Below are 17,515 nucleotides of genomic sequence, written 5' to 3'. Positions count from 1 at the left end.
GCGCGTTGAACAAGGCGGCCCGGGCGTTCCTTGCCCGGGCCGCCTTGGGCGTTTCCGAAGGGAAAGACTATGAATTCAATTGTAACGGCCTCTGTAATCGAGACGCCGCAAGCAACTGCTGAGGCGGTGGTCCGCCTGGTCGACGTACATCGGCATTTCGGCACCACCCCGGCCCTCGATGGCGTAGCGCTCACCGTCCACAAGGGAGAAATCCTGGGTGTAATCGGGCGCAGTGGAGCCGGCAAATCCACATTGATCCGCTGCCTCAACGGCCTGGAGCGTCTGGACCGGGGCGAGATCGAAATCGAGGGGCGCAGCATCGTTGGTCTCGACGAAAAGGAGTTGCAGCCGCTTCGCCGCCGCGTCGGAATGATCTTCCAGCATTTCAACCTGCTGGCCTCCAGGACGGTCGAGGAGAATGTCGCACTGCCGCTCAAGATCGCCGGCGTGGCAAGGACCGAGCGCCTGAGGCGCGCACATGAATTGCTGGAGCTAGTCGGTCTCGCGGGTAAGGCGAAGGCTTATCCATCGTCCCTGTCCGGTGGCCAGAAGCAGCGGGTGGGCATTGCGCGCGCGCTTGCCGCACGCCCTGCCTTGCTCTTGTCCGACGAGGCGACATCGGCGCTCGATCCAGAGACCACACGGTCGATCCTGGCCCTTCTGAAGGACATCAACCGCAAGCTCGGCCTCACCATCATCCTCATCACGCATGAGATGGAAGTCGTCCGCAGCATTGCCGATCGCGTCGCCGTCATCGATGCCGGCCGGATCGTCGAAGAAGGACAGGTATGGTCGGTATTCGCTGACCCAAAAGCGCCGATCACCCGGAGTCTGCTGTCCGGTAGCCGCCCGCAATTGCCGGAGCATATCGCCGCCCGCCTTTCGCCGACATCCGGGGAGGAAGCGATCTTAAGCATCGACATGGCGGGCCTCGCCGCACAGGGCGCGGTCTTTGCCGACCTGTCTGCGGCGCTGCCGCAATCTTTCCGGCTCGTCCACGGCGGTATCGACCATATCCAGAACCAGCCGGTGGCGCGGTTCTTCATTGCTGTCCCGATGCGCGACCCTGCGCTCAAGGACAAGGTTCTGCAGTTTCTGAAGGCTCGCTCTGCGCGGGTGGAGGTCCTTGGCTATGACACCGATCATGTTTAATCTTCTGCTTCGTTCCCTCTGGGAAACGATCCTGATGACGGGTGCATCCGGACTGATTTCGCTGGTCTTCGGCCTGCCGCTCGGTCTCGCGCTCGTTCTCACGAACAAAGGCGGCATGGCCGAGAACGCCTGGATAAACGGCATCCTTGGGGCCATCATCAACGGGTTCCGCTCCGTGCCGTTCATCATCCTGCTGGTGGCCCTGATCCCGGTGACGCGCCTGATCGTCGGCACTGCGCTTGGCACCTGGGCGGCCATCGTCCCGCTCGCCATTGCCGCAACGCCCTATTATGCACGGATCGCGGAAGTGTCGCTGCGCGAGGTCGATCGCGGACTGATCGATGCGGTGCGCGCCATGGGCGGCAATCGCTGGACGATCATTCGCGAAGTGTTGGTACCGGAAGCTTTGCCCGGCATCGTCGCCGGCTTCACGGTCACGTTGGTGACCCTGATCGGGGCCTCGGCAATGGCCGGTGCGATCGGCGCTGGCGGTCTCGGCGACCTTGCCATCCGCTATGGCTACCAGCGCTTCGAGACAACCGTCATGGTGGCAGTCGTTGCCGTCTTGATCGTGCTTGTCTGCGGCATACAGTGGCTCGGCGATCGACTGGTCGAAAGGCTTGACCACAAGTAGTCAGCGGCGAAACGCAGCGGCAGGGTGCGAGGATGGCAGCCTGCCGCTGCCGCCAAACAGCTTCTGCCTGAGAGGTCCCTCGGTGTAGTCCGCCTTGAACAGCCCGCGCTCCTGCAGCACCGGAACGACGAGATCGACGAAGTCGCGCAGGCTTTCCGGCGCCACCGTGCGCGCCAGGTTGAAGCCGTCCACACCGCCATCGGAAACCCATGCCGCCAGGCGGTCCGCCACTTGCTCGGCCGAGCCGACAATCGGTTTCATACGGCTGCCGAGTACCATTTGATCAATGATCTGGCGCAGCGTCACCGGCTTTGGCGCTTCCCTGGTGATTGCGGCGAGCGCAGATTGATTGGCATTGGTGGATTTCTGCTCGATCGGATCGTCGAGGCCGTACTTCGAGAAATCGACGCCTGTCGAGGCCGAATAGTGCGCCAGCGAAGCTTCGACACTCGCATGGCGGCGGTAGTCTTCGAGCTTGTCGAATGCCTCCTTTTCGGTGCGACCGACGACAACCGTCACAAGGCCGAGAACGCGCAAGGCATCCGCCCCGCGCCCTGATGCCGCCGCCTTGTGCTTCAGGGCCGCCACGGTCGGCCTTGCCGCCTGCGGGGTCGGCGTCGCGATGAAGACGCATTCGGCGTGTCGGGCCGCGAAATCCTGCCCGCGCGCCGAAGCGCCTGCCTGGAAGAGAAGCGGCGTGCGCTGTAGCGAAGGCTGCGAGAGATGAATGCCCTCCATCTTGTAGTATTGGCCGTCGTGCTTGACGGCTCGGACTTTGGAAGGGTCGGCGAAGACGGCTCGCGCCTTGTCACCAAGTACCGCATCGTCCTCCCAGCTGCCCTCCCAGAGCTTGTAGAGGATTTCGAGATATTCCTCGGCCGCGTCGTAGCGCGCGTCGTGTTCCGGCAGCTTGTCGAAACCCATCGCGCGCGCAGCACTGTCGAGATAGCCGGTGACGATGTTCCATCCGATGCGACCCTTTGTCAGGTGGTCGAGGGTCGACAGGCGCCGCGCCAACAAGTACGGCGGCTCGTAGGTCGTGTTGACCGTTACCCCGAAGCCGAGATGCTTGGTGACATAGGCCATTGCCGAGATCGGCATCAGCGGATCGTTGACCGGGATCTGCGCGCCGGCCTCGATGACGGGTGCCGGACTTCCCTTGTAGACATCGTAGACCCCAACGATATCCGCCAGGAATATCCCGTCCAGCTTGCCCCGCTCGGCTGTCTGGGCAAAGTCCACCCAGTAGTCGAGGTCGGTATAGTGAAGGGACGTATCGCGTGGATGCGTCCACATGCCGTGATTGATATGACCGACGCAGTTCATTTCGAATGCGTAGATCTGCATCTGCTCCATACAATCATTCCCTGGGCCGGTAGACCCGGCACCGTCTTGAGCCACGAGGGACGCTTTGCGTATCCCCTAGCTCTTACCTTTCCACGGAACGAGGGTTGCTTCCAAGAGGCGAACGGCAGCGCTGAAAGCAAATGCACAGGCAGCGATGATGCCGATGCCAACGAAGACGACGTCGGTTGCCAGAAACTGGGACGCCGACATGATCATGTAGCCGATGCCGCGGTTGGAGGCGATCAACTCCGCTGCAACGAGCGTGCCCCAGCCGACACCAAGCGCAATGCGGATACCCGTCAGGATCTCCGGCAGAGCCGATGGCAAAACGATGCTGACAAGAAGCTGCCAGGGCCGGGCGCCAAGCGACCGCGCCGCGTTGACGCGCTCGATCGGCAGGGCGCGCACGCCGGCCTGCGCCGAAAGGCAAATCGGTGCGAACATGGCAAGCACGAGAAGCGTTACCTTCGACGTCTCGCCGATGCCGAGCCAGATGATCATCAGCGGCAGATAGGCGAGGGGCGGTAGCGGCCAGTAGAATTCGATCGGTGTATCGAAGATGCCCTTCGCCCAGCGATTGAGCCCCATCAGCAGGCCGATCGGAATGCCGGCGGCAATGGCGATGGCAGCTGCCGTTGCAATCCTGAACAGGCTTGCCGAAATATGTTCGCCGAGCGACGCGCCGGCATAGCCGTCACGATAGACAGCTCCGATCTGCGTGGCGACCTCCTGTGGTGTCGGCAGGAAAAGACGCGGTACCAACCCCAGCCTGGCGATCAGCCACCAGGTTCCAATCAAAGCGACGGCTGTCGCGAAGCTGATGACAAGCGTATTGCGTTCGCCGACGCCGAACCCGTTCATCTCGACGGTTTTCGGTTGATCCGTTTCGGCCCGCACGACCACGCCCGTCGTTTCGATGACATTGCTCATTCCGCCGCACTCCTGATCTCGTCGGAGCCATGCAGAATGGTCCGGATTTCTTCTCGCAAACTGGCAAACTCCGGTGCCATCTTGATCGATCGGGCGTCGCCAGTGCGGGCAAATTCGCGAACGAAATCGAGTTCGAAGCGCGCCACAATGCGGCCGGGACGCGGCGACATCACCACAAGCTGCGTCCCGAGGAACAGAGCTTCCTCGATCGAATGCGTGATGAAGAAAATGCGTTTTCCCGTTGTTTTCCAGATCGATACGAGGAGTTCCTGCATCTGTTCACGCGTCAGGCTGTCCAGGGCTCCGAAAGGCTCGTCCATCAAAAGCACATCAGGATCGGCGGCAAGGGCGCGGGCAATCCCGACGCGCTGGCGCATGCCACCCGACAATTCATAGGGAAAGGCTTTCGCGAAGTCTTTCAAACCGACGAGAAACAGAAGCTCTTCCGCGCGGGTACGACGCAAAGCTTTTGGAGTACCGGCGAACTGAAGGCCAAGTGCGACATTGTCGACGACCGACTTCCAAGGCAGCAGGGTATCCTTCTGGAACACGACGCCCCGGTCCGCGCCAGGGCGCATGACCGGTCGCCCATCAAGAGTAATCGTGCCCGAGGAAAGCGGCAGGAAGCCCGCAATCGCATTGAGGAGTGTGGACTTGCCGCAACCCGATGCACCAAGTGCGACAACGAAGCTGTTGTCTGGAATATCGAGAGAAACGCGATCCAGGGCATGGACCGTCCGGCCATCCCGCGTCCGGAAATAGACGCTTGCGTGATCGACTTTGAGCATGTGCCGTCTCTTCATGTTGTGACGCTGGCGCGATATCGCGCCAGCGTAGCAGGATGGGAGGATTGTTAGTTATTTCAGTTGCTTGCGTTGACAAGTGCATCCGGCGTGACAAAAGCCGCGTAGCTCGGCAGCACCTCGCTCACCTTGCCCTGATCCTTCAGGAAGGCGGCCGTGTCCTTGAGGATCTTGGCAGCGCCCGACTTTTCGCCGCCACCAAGCCAGGCTTCGGATGCCTGCACCTCAGGGGTCAGCAGCGTGAGGTTCTTCAGTGCGGCAGCCTGCTGCTCGGGTGTGCCACCAAGTGTCTTGGCAAGCAGCTTGGCATTTTCGCTGTCGGCGTCCCAGGCCTTTTTGTCTGCCGCGAAGGAGGCGTAGTACTTGTTGACGACGCTGGCGAAGCCCTTCAGGAACGCCGGGTTCTCATCGGCGAACTTCGATGCGGAAACCCATGCGGAGAAAGTGGGCGCGCCCTTGTCGGCGACATCCTTGGAGGTGACAAGCACCTTGCCGTTCTTTTTCAGCTCGGTCAGCGCCGGATCCCAGACAAAGCCACCGTCAATGTCGCCGCGGTTGTAGCTGGCGACGATCTCGGGCTGCGGAATTGCAAAGACCTGAACATCCTTTTCCGTCAGCCCCAGGGATTTGATCAACGCAAGAAGCTGATAGTGGTCGGTCGATACCGGCGCGGCGGCGAGCTTCTTGCCCTTGAGGTCAGACAGAGACGCAATGCCCGAACCGTTGCGAACAACCAGCGCCTCGTCGATGCCGGAGATCGAGGAAAGGTAGAAGGCCTTGACCTCCAGTCCGCGCGAGGTCGCCGCCGCGAACGGGCTCGAGCCGACGTAGCCGACCTGCACATCGCCCGAAGCGATGGCCGCGAAGATTTCAGCCCCGGAGTTGAACTTGCGGAAATCGATGTCGTAGCCGGTTGCCTTCGCAAATTCGCCATTGGCGATTGCGACCGACGACGGCAGCGCATCCGTCTGATAGGCCACCACGACCTTCTTGTCGGCTGCCTCTACGGAAAATGTTGCCAGCAGGCTCGCGGAACCGAGTGTGATCGCCGCCAATAATGTCCTGATATTCATGTTTCGCCCCCTTGCGGCTGAGCGTCAGCCTCAGCGCCTGAACTTGTTTCGACGCTTAGAACCGTAGGGCGGATGCTTCAGCGGACACAGGCAAAACTATCTATTTTATAGAATATAAGAACAATATTGTTTTTTGATTGAGTTGAGGCGCAAACATTCGCGCCTCGGCCGGCTGAGGGGCCTCGATCGGCATCATAATTGGGAAATGGCGTCAGACCGGATCGATAAAGATCAGGAAGCAGCGCGCTCTGCCGCTCACCTCGACATCCCCGGGTTGCTCGAGCGGAAGCTCGACATCCCCGGGTTGCTCGAGCAGAAGCGTATCGCCTTGGCTAAGATCCACGCTTTGACCACTCCATTCAACGGTGAGCGCGCCCTGATGACACAGGAGGAGCCACGTCGGCGCGGCGGGCTGAAAGGTGGCCCTGGAATCGATATCAACCCTCTCGACCCGGTGGCGCAATCCGTCGCGACGCGTCATGACGTTCAGGTCCGTGATGGGTCCCTCGGCAAGCGTTGCAGTGACAGCGACATCGGCGGCAAAGGCGAGGGGAGCGCTGTCCTGCGTCAGCAACAGCGGATCATTCCCATCGATTGCGAGCTGCATGCCGTTGCCGTCGATAATCGAAAGCGTCCGGTCGATGCCGGGGAAGATCGAGAAGGGGCCATCGGTCGCGACCGTTGCCATGCTGACGCGCCAGTCGAAATCGGAAAGGGCCGCCCCCTCGGGCGAGACGGCGACCTCAACGGTCTCGCCACCGCCGTTCTTCCACGGCATGCGGCGATAATTGCTGGCTCTGAGGACGGTGGCGCGGGTCATTTTTGCTCCATCATTGTGAACTCCCTGTCACCGTCTGGAACGGAGCGACAGTGGAAACCTTTCCCCCTATTTAGGGAGATGCCTTCGATCCCCTCTCATGGCACAGGCTTTTCGGAGGCATTGATCCTTCTCATCGTCGACAAGACCGTCGCACGAGGCGGCGGCCTTGTTCGACTGATGTGAGGCTTAGTTTCCGAGGATCGCGGGCAGGCGCAGGCCTTGTTCCTTGGCGCACTCGATCGCGATCTCGTAGCCCGCGTCGGCATGGCGCATGACGCCGGTTGCCGGGTCGTTCCAGAGAACCCGCTCAAGTCTGCGCGCCGCCTCATCTGTGCCGTCGGCGCAGATGACCATGCCGGAATGCTGCGAGAAGCCCATGCCGACGCCGCCACCGTGATGGAGCGACACCCAGGTCGCACCCGATGCGGTGTTCAGGAGCGCATTCAAAAGCGGCCAGTCGGAGACAGCATCCGAGCCGTCCTTCATCGCTTCCGTCTCGCGGTTCGGTGAAGCGACGGAGCCGGAGTCGAGGTGGTCGCGGCCGATGACAACGGGTGCTTTCAACTCGCCGTTCCTGACCATCTCGTTAAACGCAAGGCCGAGACGATGGCGATCGCCGAGACCGACCCAGCAAATGCGCGCCGGCAATCCCTGGAAAGCGATGCGATCGCGGGCCATGTCCAGCCAGTTGTGCAGGTGCTTGTTGTCAGGCAGAAGCTCCTTCACCTTGGCGTCGGTCTTGTAGATATCCTCAGGATCGCCCGACAGGGCTGCCCAGCGGAAGGGACCGATGCCGCGGCAAAACAGCGGGCGAATATAGGCAGGCACGAAGCCCGGGAAGGCGAAGGCGTTTTCCAGGCCCTCGTCCTTGGCAACCTGACGGATGTTGTTGCCGTAATCGAGCGTCGGAACGCCAGCATCCCAGAAGGCAACCATTGCTTCGACGTGGACCTTCATAGAAGCGCGCGCGGCCACTTCGACAGCCTTCGGATCGCTCTCGCGCTTGGCCTTGGCTTCCTCGACGGTCCAGCCGGCTGGCAGGTAGCCGTTGCGCGGATCGTGCGCGGATGTCTGATCGGTCACGATATCGGGGCGAGGGCCACCGGCCTGCATGCGGCGAACGAGTTCCGGGAAGATTTCGGCAGCGTTGCCGAGCAGTCCGACCGACTTTGCTTCGCCGGCCTTCGTCCACTTGTCGATCAGCGCCAGGGCCTCATCGAGTGTCTTCGCCTTCTCGTCGACGTAGCGTGTACGCAGACGGAAATCGATGCGCGTCTCGTCACATTCGACGGCCAGGCAGCAGGCGCCCGCCATCACGGCTGCGAGCGGCTGTGCGCCACCCATGCCACCAAGACCGCCGGTCAGGATCCATTTGCCCTTGAGGTTGCCATCGTAGTGCTGGCGGCCGGCCTCGACGAAGGTCTCGTAGGTTCCCTGCACAATGCCTTGCGTGCCGATATAGATCCATGAGCCGGCTGTCATCTGGCCGTACATGGCAAGGCCCTTTTTATCCAGCTCGTTGAAGTGATCCCACGTCGCCCAGTGCGGCACGAGGTTCGAGTTGGCAATCAACACGCGGGGGGCATCCTTATGCGTGCGAAACACGGCGACTGGCTTGCCGGACTGCACGAGGAGCGTTTCATCCTCGTTCAAAGTCTTCAGGGTCGCTGCGATACGGTCGAAATCGTCCCAGGTGCGGGCTGCACGGCCGATGCCGCCATAAACCACCAGCTCGTTTGGATTTTCCGCGACGTCAGGGTCGAGGTTGTTCATCAGCATGCGCAGCGGCGCTTCGGTCATCCAGCTCTTGGCGTTGAGTTCACTGCCGCGCGGGGCGCGGATCTCGCGAATGTTGTGACGTGGATTTGAGGTCATGCGGGGTTCCCCCTGTCGAGTGATCGTTATCGTTTCAGGCCCGGCGCGATCTGTTCGATACGCACCAGAATGTCTTTGAGGTGGACGCGAAGGCGCTCTGCCTTGGCAGCGTCGTAGGCAAACGGCGGCGCCTCGGTCTCAAGATGCGTCGATTGCGCCAGTTCCATCTGGATGGCGTGCACGCCCGTTTCAGGCTGGCCGTAGTGGCGCGTCGTCCACCCGCCCTTGAAACGGCCGTTGAGCACGCAGTCATAGCCTTCGGCCGCCTCGACGACCGTGAGCGTCGCCTGTTCGATGGCCCCATCGCAAGTCTTGCCCATGTCGGTGCCGATGTTGAAATCCGGCAGCTTGCCTTCGAAAAGGAAGGGAATATGCGAGCGGATCGAGTGGCAATCGTAGAGGATCGCCACGCCATGAATTGCTCTCACACGCTCGACCTCGGCAGCAAGAGCTGCATGATAGGGAGCATGAAAGTCCCTGAGCCGCGCCGCAATGTCGGCGTGATCAGGTGCCCGTCCGTCCTTCCAGATCGCCTTGCCGTCGAAGTCCGTTTCAGGAACCAGGCCAGTGGTGTTTTGGCCGGGATAGAGGCTGACGCCTGCCGGATCGCGGTTGGCGTCAATGACATAGCGATGGAACGTCGCGCGCACCGTTGTCGCATCGGCAAGCAGGCCGTCATAGAGGTCATGGATGTGCCAGTCGGTATCGGCAAGAATCCTGCCGTTATCATTCAGACGCTCCCAGATGTCGGCGGGCACGTCAGTCCCGGTGTGCGGAAAACCCAGGATAATGGGTGAAGAACCCTGTTTGACGTCGACGACAGCCATCTCAGACCTCCAGAGCCGGCAGGATGCCGCTTGAGACTGACGCATTCAGCGCGCCTGTCGCGACGAGGTCGCCCGCCGCCTTCAGATCGTTCGCCATGTAGCGATCGAGCTCCAGCGTCGGTACCACGCTGCGGATGGTGGCGATCGCCTTCTGCAGTTCGGGACCTGTCGTGAGTGGCGCACGAAATTCCACGCCCTGCGCTGCGGTCAATGCCTCGATGCCGATAATGCTGAAGAGGTTGTCGGTCATCTGGAGCAGACGACGCGCGCCATGGCAGGCCATCGAAACGTGATCTTCCTGGTTGGCGGATGTCGGCGTCGAATCGACGGAGGCCGGGTGCGACATCTGCTTGTTTTCCGACATCAGCGCTGCCGACGTTACCTCGGCGATCATCAGGCCTGAGTTGAGGCCCGGCTTCTTTGCCAGGAAGGCCGGCAGTCCATAGGAAAGCGCGGGATCGACCAGCAAGGCGATGCGCCTTTGTGCGATCGCGCCGATTTCGCAGATGGCGAGGGCGATCTGGTCGGCTGAAAAGGCAACCGGCTCGGCATGGAAATTGCCGCCCGAGACAACCGAGTTGTCCGAAAGCACCAGCGGGTTGTCGGTGACGGCATTTGCCTCGATCTCCAGTGTGCGCGCGACCGAGCGCAGAAGATCCAGGCAGGCACCATCGACTTGCGGCTGGCAGCGAATGCAGTAGGGATCCTGCACACGCTCGTCGCCCTCAATATGGCTCTGGCGGATGACGGAGCTTTCGAGGAGCGCGCGAAGTGCGGCGGCTGTGTCGATCTGGCCCTTGTGGCCGCGCAGCGTGTGAATATCGGGATGGAAAGGCGCGGACGAGCCCATCGCCGCATCGGTCGACATGGCACCGGTAATCAGTGCTGCCTGAGCTGCGCGGTGAGCTCGGAAGAGACCGGCAAGCGCCAATGCCGTCGAGGTCTGCGTGCCGTTGATGAGCGCAAGGCCTTCCTTGGCCGCCAGCACAACGGGCTTCAAACCAGCCTTCGCAAGGGCGGCTGCGCCGGACAGGCGTTCACCCGCAAGGAAGGCTTCGGCTTCGCCCATCATCACGGCGGCCAGGTGGGCCAGCGGCGCAAGGTCGCCCGAAGCGCCCACGGAACCCTTTTCCGGGATGACCGGGATGACGCCTTTTTCGAGCATGCCTTCGATCAGCCGCACCAGTTCGAGCCGGACGCCGGAGGCGCCGCGACCGAGCGAAACGAGCTTCAAGGCCATGATCAGGCGGACGATGTTTTCGGGCAATGGCGCGCCGACGCCGCAGCAGTGGGACAGGATAAGATTGCGCTGGAGCGTCGCCACGTCAGCACTGTCGATCTTGATCGAAGCAAGTTTACCGAAGCCGGTATTGATGCCATAGACCGGTGCATTGCCGGCCGCGATCTCTGCAATGCGGGCAGCGGCCTTGGCGATGCCGGCATCAAAAGATGCGTCGAGCCTCGCCGGTTCACCGGTCCAGTAGATCGTCTCCAGATCCCTGAGCGAAACGGAGCCTGGATGAAGGGTAATGGTCAACGGTCGATCCTTTCGCCCTTGAAAACATGTGCATGAAGCGGGTTGAAGCCGATGCGGTAAACGAGCTCTGCGAGGCTTTCGACGTCCCAGATCGCAAAGTCCGCGGACTTGCCGGTCTCGAGCGTTCCGGTCTCGCCCAGAAGCCCAAGGGCGCGTGCACCCTCGCGGGTCGCCCCCGCAATGCACTCCTCGACAGTCAGGCCGAAGAGCGTGGCTGACATATTCATCGTCAGAAGCAGCGAGGTGAGCGGCGAGGTGCCGGGATTGCAGTCGGTCGCAATGGCAATACGGGTGCCGGCGTCGCGCAGCGCCTGAACGGGCGGCTTCTGCTTTTCGTTGATGGCGTAGAAAGCGCCAGGCAAGAGAACGGCGACCGTACCGGCCGCAGCCATGGCGGCAGCACCCTCGGCATCGAGATATTCGAGGTGGTCGGCAGAGAGCGCACCATGGGAGGCGGCGAGCTTGGCGCCGCCAAGATTGGACAATTGTTCGGCATGCAGCTTGACTGGCAGACCGAGTGCCTCTGCCTTGTCGAAGACCCGGGCGATCTCGGCAGTGGAAAAGGCGATGCCCTCGCAGAACCCGTCGACTGCATCGACCAAGCCCTCGGCATGGGCGTCTTCGAGGCCTGGGAGGACGACCTCGGCAATGTAGTCGCTGTTGCGCCCCCTGTACTCGATCGGCGTTGCATGAGCGCCGAGATAGGACGTGACGACGCGCACCGGGCGAAGGCGCTCAAGCTGGCGGGCAGCGCGCAACATCTTCAGCTCGCCGTCGACGTTCAGCCCATAGCCGGACTTGACTTCGATCGTCGTCAGCCCCTCGCAGATCAGCGTATCCAAGCGTGGAAGCGCCGCCTTGACGAGGCCATCGACCGAGAGCGCATTTGTTGCCTTGACGGAAGAGACGATGCCGCCGCCGGCGCGCGCAATCTCTTCATAGGTCGCACCTTCGAGGCGCATTTCGAACTCGCGGGCGCGATTGCCGCCAAAGACGATGTGGGTGTGGCAGTCGACGAGACCCGGTGTAACCCAGCGGCCCTCGAGATCCGTGATCTCGGCGCGCTCGATCACGGAAACCGGCAGTTCGGCCTCGGAGCCGACGTAGCTTATGCGCCCACCCTCGGTGACGAGGGCGCCTTTGTCGACAATGCCGAGGCCCTGCTTTTGCGGGTCGAGTGTTGCCAAGCGCACATTCCGCCACAGATGCGGACGGACGTCGCCGGATGACTCATGGCTTGAAAATTTGTTCCCATTCATCAGCTTTGCGCCTTTCCTTATGCGGAAACATGTATATACATAATAAACCGATGACAAGTGAAATTTTGTGCGCCTCCATGGAAAAGAAAGATGCGCGGCGCCAAAGAGGAGAAAAAGCGTTATGGCTCAGACGGTGGCGACCAGACTTCATGCGAGCGCGGCACTTCTGCCGCAGGGATGGTGCAAGGACGTGCGCGTAACGATCGAGGACGGCCTGATTGCGACCATCGAGGCCAACGTCGCTCCGACGCCAGCCGATGATCGTCACGGCACGCTTGTGCCCGCGATGGGCAATCTCCACAGCCACGCTTTCCAGCGCGCCATGGCCGGCCTTGCCGAAGTGCGGGGACCAGCCAATGACAGCTTCTGGAGCTGGCGCACGGTCATGTACAAGTTCGCATTGTCGATGACGCCCGAACATGTCGAAGCCGTTGCCGCCCAGCTCTACATGGAGATGCTGGAGGCCGGCTTTTCCCGGGTCGGCGAATTCCACTATCTGCACCACGACAAGAACGGCACACCCTACGCCAACATTGCCGAGCTGGCCGAGCGCATCGGGGCGGCGGCAAATGTCAGCGGCATCGCCTTGACGCTACTTCCCGTATTCTATGCCCATTCTGGCTTCGGCGGCGCGGCACCGATCGAGGGTCAACGACGCTTCATCAATTCGCTGGACAGTTTTGCCGCCCTGATGGACGGGTGCCGCAAGGTGACGAGCGGGCTTCAAGGTGCCGAGCTCGGCCTTGCCCCACATAGCCTGCGCGCCGCCACGCCCGAGGAACTGGCCACGGTCGTCCCGCTTGCCGGTAACGGCCCGATCCACATCCACATCGCCGAGCAGGTCAAGGAAGTCGAGGATTGCATCGCCTGGTCGGGCGCCCGGCCCGTTGAATGGCTGCTTGCCAACCAACCCGTCGATGATCGCTGGTGCCTGATCCACGCGACGCACATGAGCGACGAGGAAACCCGTGGCATGGCCCGTAGCGGCGCGATCGCCGGCCTTTGCCCGATTACCGAGGCCAACCTCGGCGATGGCACCTTCGAGGCACCGCTCTTCATCGAGGAAGGCGGACGTCTCGGCGTCGGCTCCGATTCCAACGTGGCTATCTCGCTTTCCGGCGAACTGCGCCAGCTTGAATACTCAGAGCGTCTGGCGTTGAGGGCCCGCAATGTGGTGGCTGCACCCGGCGGCTCAACGGCGCGCAGCCTGTTCGATCATGCAATAACCGGTGGCGGCGCCGCCCTGAAGGCCCCTGGGGGAATTGCCGTCGGTCATCACGCCGATCTCATCTCGCTCGACACGACCGCCGTGCCCTACCTTTCAGGCGACCAGTTGCTCGATCATTGGATTTTTGCCGGCGGTGTCGCGGTCGACAGTGTCTGGGCGCTCGGCCGCAAGCAGGTGGAAGGCGGCCGCCACGTAGCGCGCGAGGCAATCAATCGCCGGTTCCTGAAGGCGATGGGCGAGCTTCTTTCAGCGTAGGGCTTTCCAGGTCCCGACATTCACATTAGAGCGGGAGGTATAACCGGAGCGTGACGATGAACCAAAGCAAGGACATAACCTTGCACCAGCGGATCGTGAGTGACATCGAAGGCCGCATCGTCTCGGGCGAATGGCCACCGGGTCACCGCATCCCGTTCGAAGTGGATCTCACCAAGCAATATGACTGTTCGCGCATGACCGTGAACAAGGCGCTGACCCAGCTTGCCAAGGCGGGCCTCATCGAGCGTCGGAAAAAGTCCGGCAGCTTCGTCACACAGCCGCAGGCACAATCGGCCGTCCTCGAGATCCACGACATCGGCGCCGAGGTCAAGTCATTGAATCTCGCCTATGCCTTCACGGTCTCAAAGCGCGTGCAACGCAAGGCCAAGGCGGAGGACATCGGACGCCTGGACGTCATGCCGGGCTCTTCCGTTGTCGACGTTGCCTGCATTCATCACGCGGGCGGGCGGCCATTCTGCCTCGAGGAAAGGCTAATCAGTCTGTCGACCGTACCCGAGGCGGCCGACGCCGATTTCTCCGAGATGGCACCGGGCGCCTGGCTGATCAATCAGATCCCATGGAGTAGCGCCGAGCACCGCATCCATGCCGTATCGGCCGGCGCGGACGAGGCTGCCGCCCTGGACATCCCGCGCAACACGGCCTGTCTGGTCGTCGAACGCCGCACCTGGAGCAATGTCGGGCCAGTCACTCACGTGCGCTTCACTTATCCCGGCGACCGGCACGCACTGGTAGCGCGCTTCACCCCGGCGTCGCAATAGCGAACGGCCTTGTCAGACGGCGTTGTCAGCAAGGCACCTGGTTCCTCGAAGCGCAAGTCTCCTACCCGAGTTTCGTGGCTCGCCAGTGAACGCAACCGAACGTGACGCAAAACGTCTCAAACTGCAGAAGGTTGATGTCTCGCATGCCGCAGCAAGCTCGCCATCGCCCGCAAGACTGCCGAAATGCAATTGGCGTCAGCACCTTTGCCTCTCCTGCCATCGGTTCGGGCCTGTCATGCGGCTTTTTGCAACGGTCTAGCCGCCATTTGAGGCGCGTTCAGTTCAGCCTCTCTTCGACGGTTGGTGACGGCGCCAGAATCCTGAAGCTCTGATCGATCCAGGTGAGTTCGTCCCGAACGTCCTTTACGCCGGCGACATTCTCCGCCGCCACTCTTACGGCCGCCCGCACCCGTTCGTCGGGAACCGTCACTCTCAACACGACAATGCCGGCATTGACGCTGACGCGGATCTGTCCACATCGAGCCCATTCCCTGGTCTGCAATTCCGCCTCGACGTTCGACAGGATCGTCCTGTCATCAATCGGAAAGACCGAGACCGATCGCGATTGTCCAAGCGGCTTGAGGAAGTCTTTCCTGGTAATGATGCCGACGAGGCTGTCCCCCACGACCACCGGCAGCCGCTTTACACTTGTCTGCTCCATCAATTCTGCCGCCTCGGTCAGCGTCGCATAAGGAGAGACGGTCACAAGCGGACGCGACATGACTTCACCAACGCGCCGTTCGCGCAAGGCCACATATTCGTCGGCAAGCATGTCTTGACCCGTCAAGAGTTGCAGCCACCATGAACGGCGCGTCTCGGTCTGCGCCTCCGTCCTTCGCACCAGGTCGCTTTGGCTCAGCATGCCCACCAGGCCGCCCCGCGCATCAAGCACCGGAAGGCCACTGATGCGATGGTAGAGCATCAGTTCAGCAGCATCGATCACGGTCGCCCGCTCAGTGATCGTGATGACGCCTTCTGTCATGATTTGACTTACGCGCATTTCAGGCACCTCCAGGGCGCAAACGGGATCCGCTTCTACGAATGCCTACACGCCGTCCCGCGTGACGTCCGAAAACCCGAACATCGACAACTGGACCCCATAGGGAAAAAGAATGGTGTTAACGAGCAGGAGCGCCTTGTCGCTTCTGCTGCCAGACAGGGAAAAGTAGGTCGTCTGCGCTTCACGACGCTGCTTGACCAGCTGATGCCGTCGAAGGATGTTCAGGTGCTGCGACAAGGCAGACCGGCCCAGACCGATGCGGAGCGCGAGTTCCCTGACGCAGATTTCGCCCTCGGCGAGTGTTCTCAACACGGCCAGGCGATGGGCATTCGCGAGCGCCGAGAAATATGCAGCGAGTTCGCCGTCGTCGCCGAGCATCGCATTTCCTCCGGTATGAACGGAGCAAATAGTAGCGACCTCCCGGATCCCTTCATTGAGCCAGCGCAAACTGCTGGGGAAAGACGGCTCGTCTCCTAGCGAAGAGCACTCGCCGTCAGGACGATGGAGAAGATCATCAAGGCTGCCGAACCGCAACGCCTGGCGATCAAGGGCATGTGGTCGCTTTCGCCGATCACCAGCCTGCCGGCGGTAAGCCAAATCAGGGACGTCGAGAGTGCCACGGCGACGAACGCCATAACAGTGCTGAGCGCAAGTCCTTCCTGCGCGGAGGGAATGATCGTCAATCCGATTATTATTGCCTTCGGATTGAGCAATGTCGTCACGAACACGTGCCGGGGACCCGCAAATTCCGTCGCGGCGACGGTACTGCGCCTCCAAAGCCTGAATGCAAGATAGAGCACCCAGACGGCGGAGGTGGCCTTCACGACTTGCAGCGCGAGAGGGTGAGCATGCAGGAAAGGACCAGCGACGCTTGAAACGGGAATTATGATCGCAAGGTAAGCCAAGACAACGGCGGCGAGCACCTCAAGCAAGCCAATGCGAGATAGGCCGTGCGACGCCATGACGAGCAATGCGTTGGTCGGTCCCGGCAGTATCAGAAGTGTGAAAGCACCAAGTGCAAAGCTGAGGTCATTCATGGTCCGTATCCTGTGAAACTCGCTGCTCGCACGATGCGACGTCGGACACATTGACATTGATCATTTTGGGAGAACTTGTCGCCACTCGACGTGTTATGCTGGGACATGGATGGAGGTACCGCGATGCCTCACTTGATCTGGTTTCTGCTTACCCGCCTTTCGGCCGGATTCGCAATCGGATCCGTGGCTGGATTGGCTATCTGGAGGGTCGGCTCCTGGGGCGCAGGTATTGAAGTGCCCGACTACTATGTGGCCCAGGGCATGTTTGTCTATCTGTTCGGCAGCACGATCGCTGCCGGTTACCTGGCGACGGCGCTGTGGCTTGATGAACCTTGAACGCCGAAAGTCCGGCGCAAATGCGCAAAGCCGAAGGCATGAGCGCCGAGCGGTGCGTTATTGACGACCAGGGCGATCCTGCCGCTCAGACCAACCCGAGCCGAGAACGACGGCCTTTCTGTTTCCAGGAGCCCCACTGGTCTTGCCAGGTCCACAGCGGCTCCGGAACCGGTTCTGCTTTTCTGCGGTTGCGAACGTCGGTCGCTGTGACAAGGAGCGTCTCGCTGTCGTCCTGGCGATCGCCGATGAAGGCGAGCGCCATCTCACAGAAACTATCAAGATGTTGAAGGAGACGTGCCTCTGTGGCGCGGGGAGGGCTGTCGACATTGAGGAGCGCACGTCGCGTGACAACGATCGTCCGTGAACGACCGGCTGCCTGCAAAACGATGCGTCCGGATCTCTCCTTTCCGTCCAGCCACGCAGCGACTACCGTATACCGCAAAACTTGCTCCCTCCTTGCCGCGCGCCAAAAGCGCCGCTGACGCCGATCCCTTGCCGAAGTTCTGCGAAGATGAGCGATGCGCTCTGCCAAAACCTTGATCTGGGTCAAACCGTGACATCATACCTGCCGGGCCCAAATACTTCCGCGAAGCCGGCTCGAACTCGCACTCGATGAACGCCAA

The 17,515-nt window shown here is 61.4% G+C and carries 18 protein-coding genes; 5 read left to right on the top strand and 13 right to left on the bottom strand.

Annotated elements, in window-relative coordinates:
• Window positions 1–69: 69 nt before the first annotated feature.
• Both AS026_RS00350 and AS026_RS00345 read left to right on the top strand, forming a co-directional pair.
• Window positions 70–1,152 (top strand): methionine ABC transporter ATP-binding protein, encoded by a 1,083-nt coding sequence (locus AS026_RS00350; protein ID WP_062368282.1) that lies wholly within the window; start codon window positions 70–72, stop codon window positions 1,150–1,152.
• Window positions 1,133–1,786 carry a methionine ABC transporter permease gene (locus AS026_RS00345; protein ID WP_062368281.1) on the top strand — a complete coding sequence of 218 codons (654 nt, stop codon included), beginning with the start codon at window positions 1,133–1,135 and terminating at the stop codon, window positions 1,784–1,786. Before AS026_RS00350 ends, AS026_RS00345 begins: the two co-directional genes overlap by 20 nt.
• Here AS026_RS00345 and AS026_RS00340 read toward each other — a convergent pair whose 3' ends face one another.
• The 9 genes from AS026_RS00340 to hutI all read right to left on the bottom strand — a co-directional run bounded on the left by AS026_RS00340 (window position 1,787) and on the right by hutI (window position 12,257).
• Window positions 1,787–3,142, bottom strand: a complete 1,356-nt coding sequence (locus AS026_RS00340) for an LLM class flavin-dependent oxidoreductase (RefSeq protein WP_062368280.1) — start codon at window positions 3,140–3,142, stop codon at window positions 1,787–1,789. It lies immediately after the preceding gene.
• A 66-nt stretch (window positions 3,143–3,208) separates the two neighbouring features.
• On the bottom strand, window positions 3,209–4,063 hold the full coding sequence (locus AS026_RS00335) for an ABC transporter permease subunit (RefSeq protein WP_062368279.1): 855 nt from the start codon (window positions 4,061–4,063) through the stop codon (window positions 3,209–3,211).
• A complete protein-coding gene (locus tag AS026_RS00330; protein WP_062368278.1) occupies window positions 4,060–4,851 on the bottom strand; it encodes a taurine ABC transporter ATP-binding protein in 792 nt (263 codons plus the stop codon). Before AS026_RS00330 ends, AS026_RS00335 begins: the two co-directional genes overlap by 4 nt.
• Window positions 4,852–4,925: 74 nt before the next feature.
• Entirely contained in the window at window positions 4,926–5,939 is a 1,014-nt protein-coding gene (gene tauA, locus AS026_RS00325; protein ID WP_062368277.1) for a taurine ABC transporter substrate-binding protein, read from the bottom strand.
• A gap of 211 nt (window positions 5,940–6,150) precedes the next feature.
• Window positions 6,151–6,759, bottom strand: coding sequence for a HutD/Ves family protein (locus AS026_RS00320; protein WP_062368276.1), 609 nt, complete (start codon window positions 6,757–6,759; stop codon window positions 6,151–6,153).
• Window positions 6,760–6,945: 186 nt separating this feature from the next.
• Window positions 6,946–8,634, bottom strand: a complete 1,689-nt coding sequence (gene hutU / locus AS026_RS00315; RefSeq protein WP_062368275.1) for a urocanate hydratase — start codon at window positions 8,632–8,634, stop codon at window positions 6,946–6,948.
• A 26-nt stretch (window positions 8,635–8,660) separates the two neighbouring features.
• Complete coding sequence (hutG, locus tag AS026_RS00310) at window positions 8,661–9,461, bottom strand: N-formylglutamate deformylase (protein ID WP_062368274.1); 801 nt, start codon at window positions 9,459–9,461, stop codon at window positions 8,661–8,663.
• 1 nt (window position 9,462) lies between these two features.
• Entirely contained in the window at window positions 9,463–10,998 is a 1,536-nt protein-coding gene (gene hutH, locus AS026_RS00305; protein ID WP_018856180.1) for a histidine ammonia-lyase, read from the bottom strand.
• Complete coding sequence (gene hutI, locus AS026_RS00300; protein WP_062368273.1) at window positions 10,995–12,257, bottom strand: imidazolonepropionase; 1,263 nt, start codon at window positions 12,255–12,257, stop codon at window positions 10,995–10,997. The genes hutH and hutI overlap by 4 nt, the downstream gene beginning before the upstream one ends.
• A gap of 121 nt (window positions 12,258–12,378) precedes the next feature.
• Here hutI and AS026_RS00295 point away from each other — a divergent pair, with 121 nt between their 5' ends.
• Together AS026_RS00295 and hutC are read left to right on the top strand one after the other, a co-directional pair.
• Entirely contained in the window at window positions 12,379–13,740 is a 1,362-nt protein-coding gene (locus AS026_RS00295; protein ID WP_062368272.1) for a formimidoylglutamate deiminase, read from the top strand.
• A 56-nt stretch (window positions 13,741–13,796) separates the two neighbouring features.
• Window positions 13,797–14,519: a histidine utilization transcriptional repressor HutC gene (gene hutC / locus AS026_RS00290; RefSeq protein WP_018856183.1), complete on the top strand. Its 723-nt coding sequence runs from the start codon at window positions 13,797–13,799 to the stop codon at window positions 14,517–14,519.
• A 277-nt stretch (window positions 14,520–14,796) separates the two neighbouring features.
• On the opposite strand, the gene AS026_RS00285 is transcribed toward hutC, so the two are convergent.
• From AS026_RS00285 to AS026_RS00275, 3 genes are all read right to left on the bottom strand, one after another.
• Window positions 14,797–15,519: a CBS domain-containing protein gene (locus AS026_RS00285; RefSeq protein WP_062368271.1), complete on the bottom strand. Its 723-nt coding sequence runs from the start codon at window positions 15,517–15,519 to the stop codon at window positions 14,797–14,799.
• Between the two features lie 45 nt (window positions 15,520–15,564).
• A complete protein-coding gene (locus AS026_RS00280) occupies window positions 15,565–15,897 on the bottom strand; it encodes an ArsR/SmtB family transcription factor (RefSeq protein WP_062368270.1) in 333 nt (110 codons plus the stop codon).
• Between the two features lie 95 nt (window positions 15,898–15,992).
• Window positions 15,993–16,556: a threonine transporter RhtB gene (locus AS026_RS00275; protein ID WP_062368269.1), complete on the bottom strand. Its 564-nt coding sequence runs from the start codon at window positions 16,554–16,556 to the stop codon at window positions 15,993–15,995.
• 123 nt (window positions 16,557–16,679) lie between these two features.
• Between AS026_RS00275 and AS026_RS00270 the strand changes: the two genes are divergently transcribed.
• Window positions 16,680–16,892 carry a hypothetical protein gene (locus AS026_RS00270; RefSeq protein WP_018856187.1) on the top strand — a complete coding sequence of 71 codons (213 nt, stop codon included), beginning with the start codon at window positions 16,680–16,682 and terminating at the stop codon, window positions 16,890–16,892.
• A gap of 85 nt (window positions 16,893–16,977) precedes the next feature.
• Here AS026_RS00270 and AS026_RS00265 read toward each other — a convergent pair whose 3' ends face one another.
• Complete coding sequence (locus AS026_RS00265) at window positions 16,978–17,334, bottom strand: hypothetical protein (protein ID WP_062368268.1); 357 nt, start codon at window positions 17,332–17,334, stop codon at window positions 16,978–16,980.
• Window positions 17,335–17,515: the final 181 nt, after the last annotated feature.

Origin of the sequence: Rhizobium altiplani, from assembly GCF_001542405.1 — a bacterium.
Classification (GTDB): Bacteria; Pseudomonadota; Alphaproteobacteria; order Rhizobiales; family Rhizobiaceae; genus Rhizobium; species Rhizobium altiplani.
The sequence above is the reverse complement of the archived record's forward strand: the minus strand, read 5'-3'. Positions and strand labels throughout refer to the sequence as shown.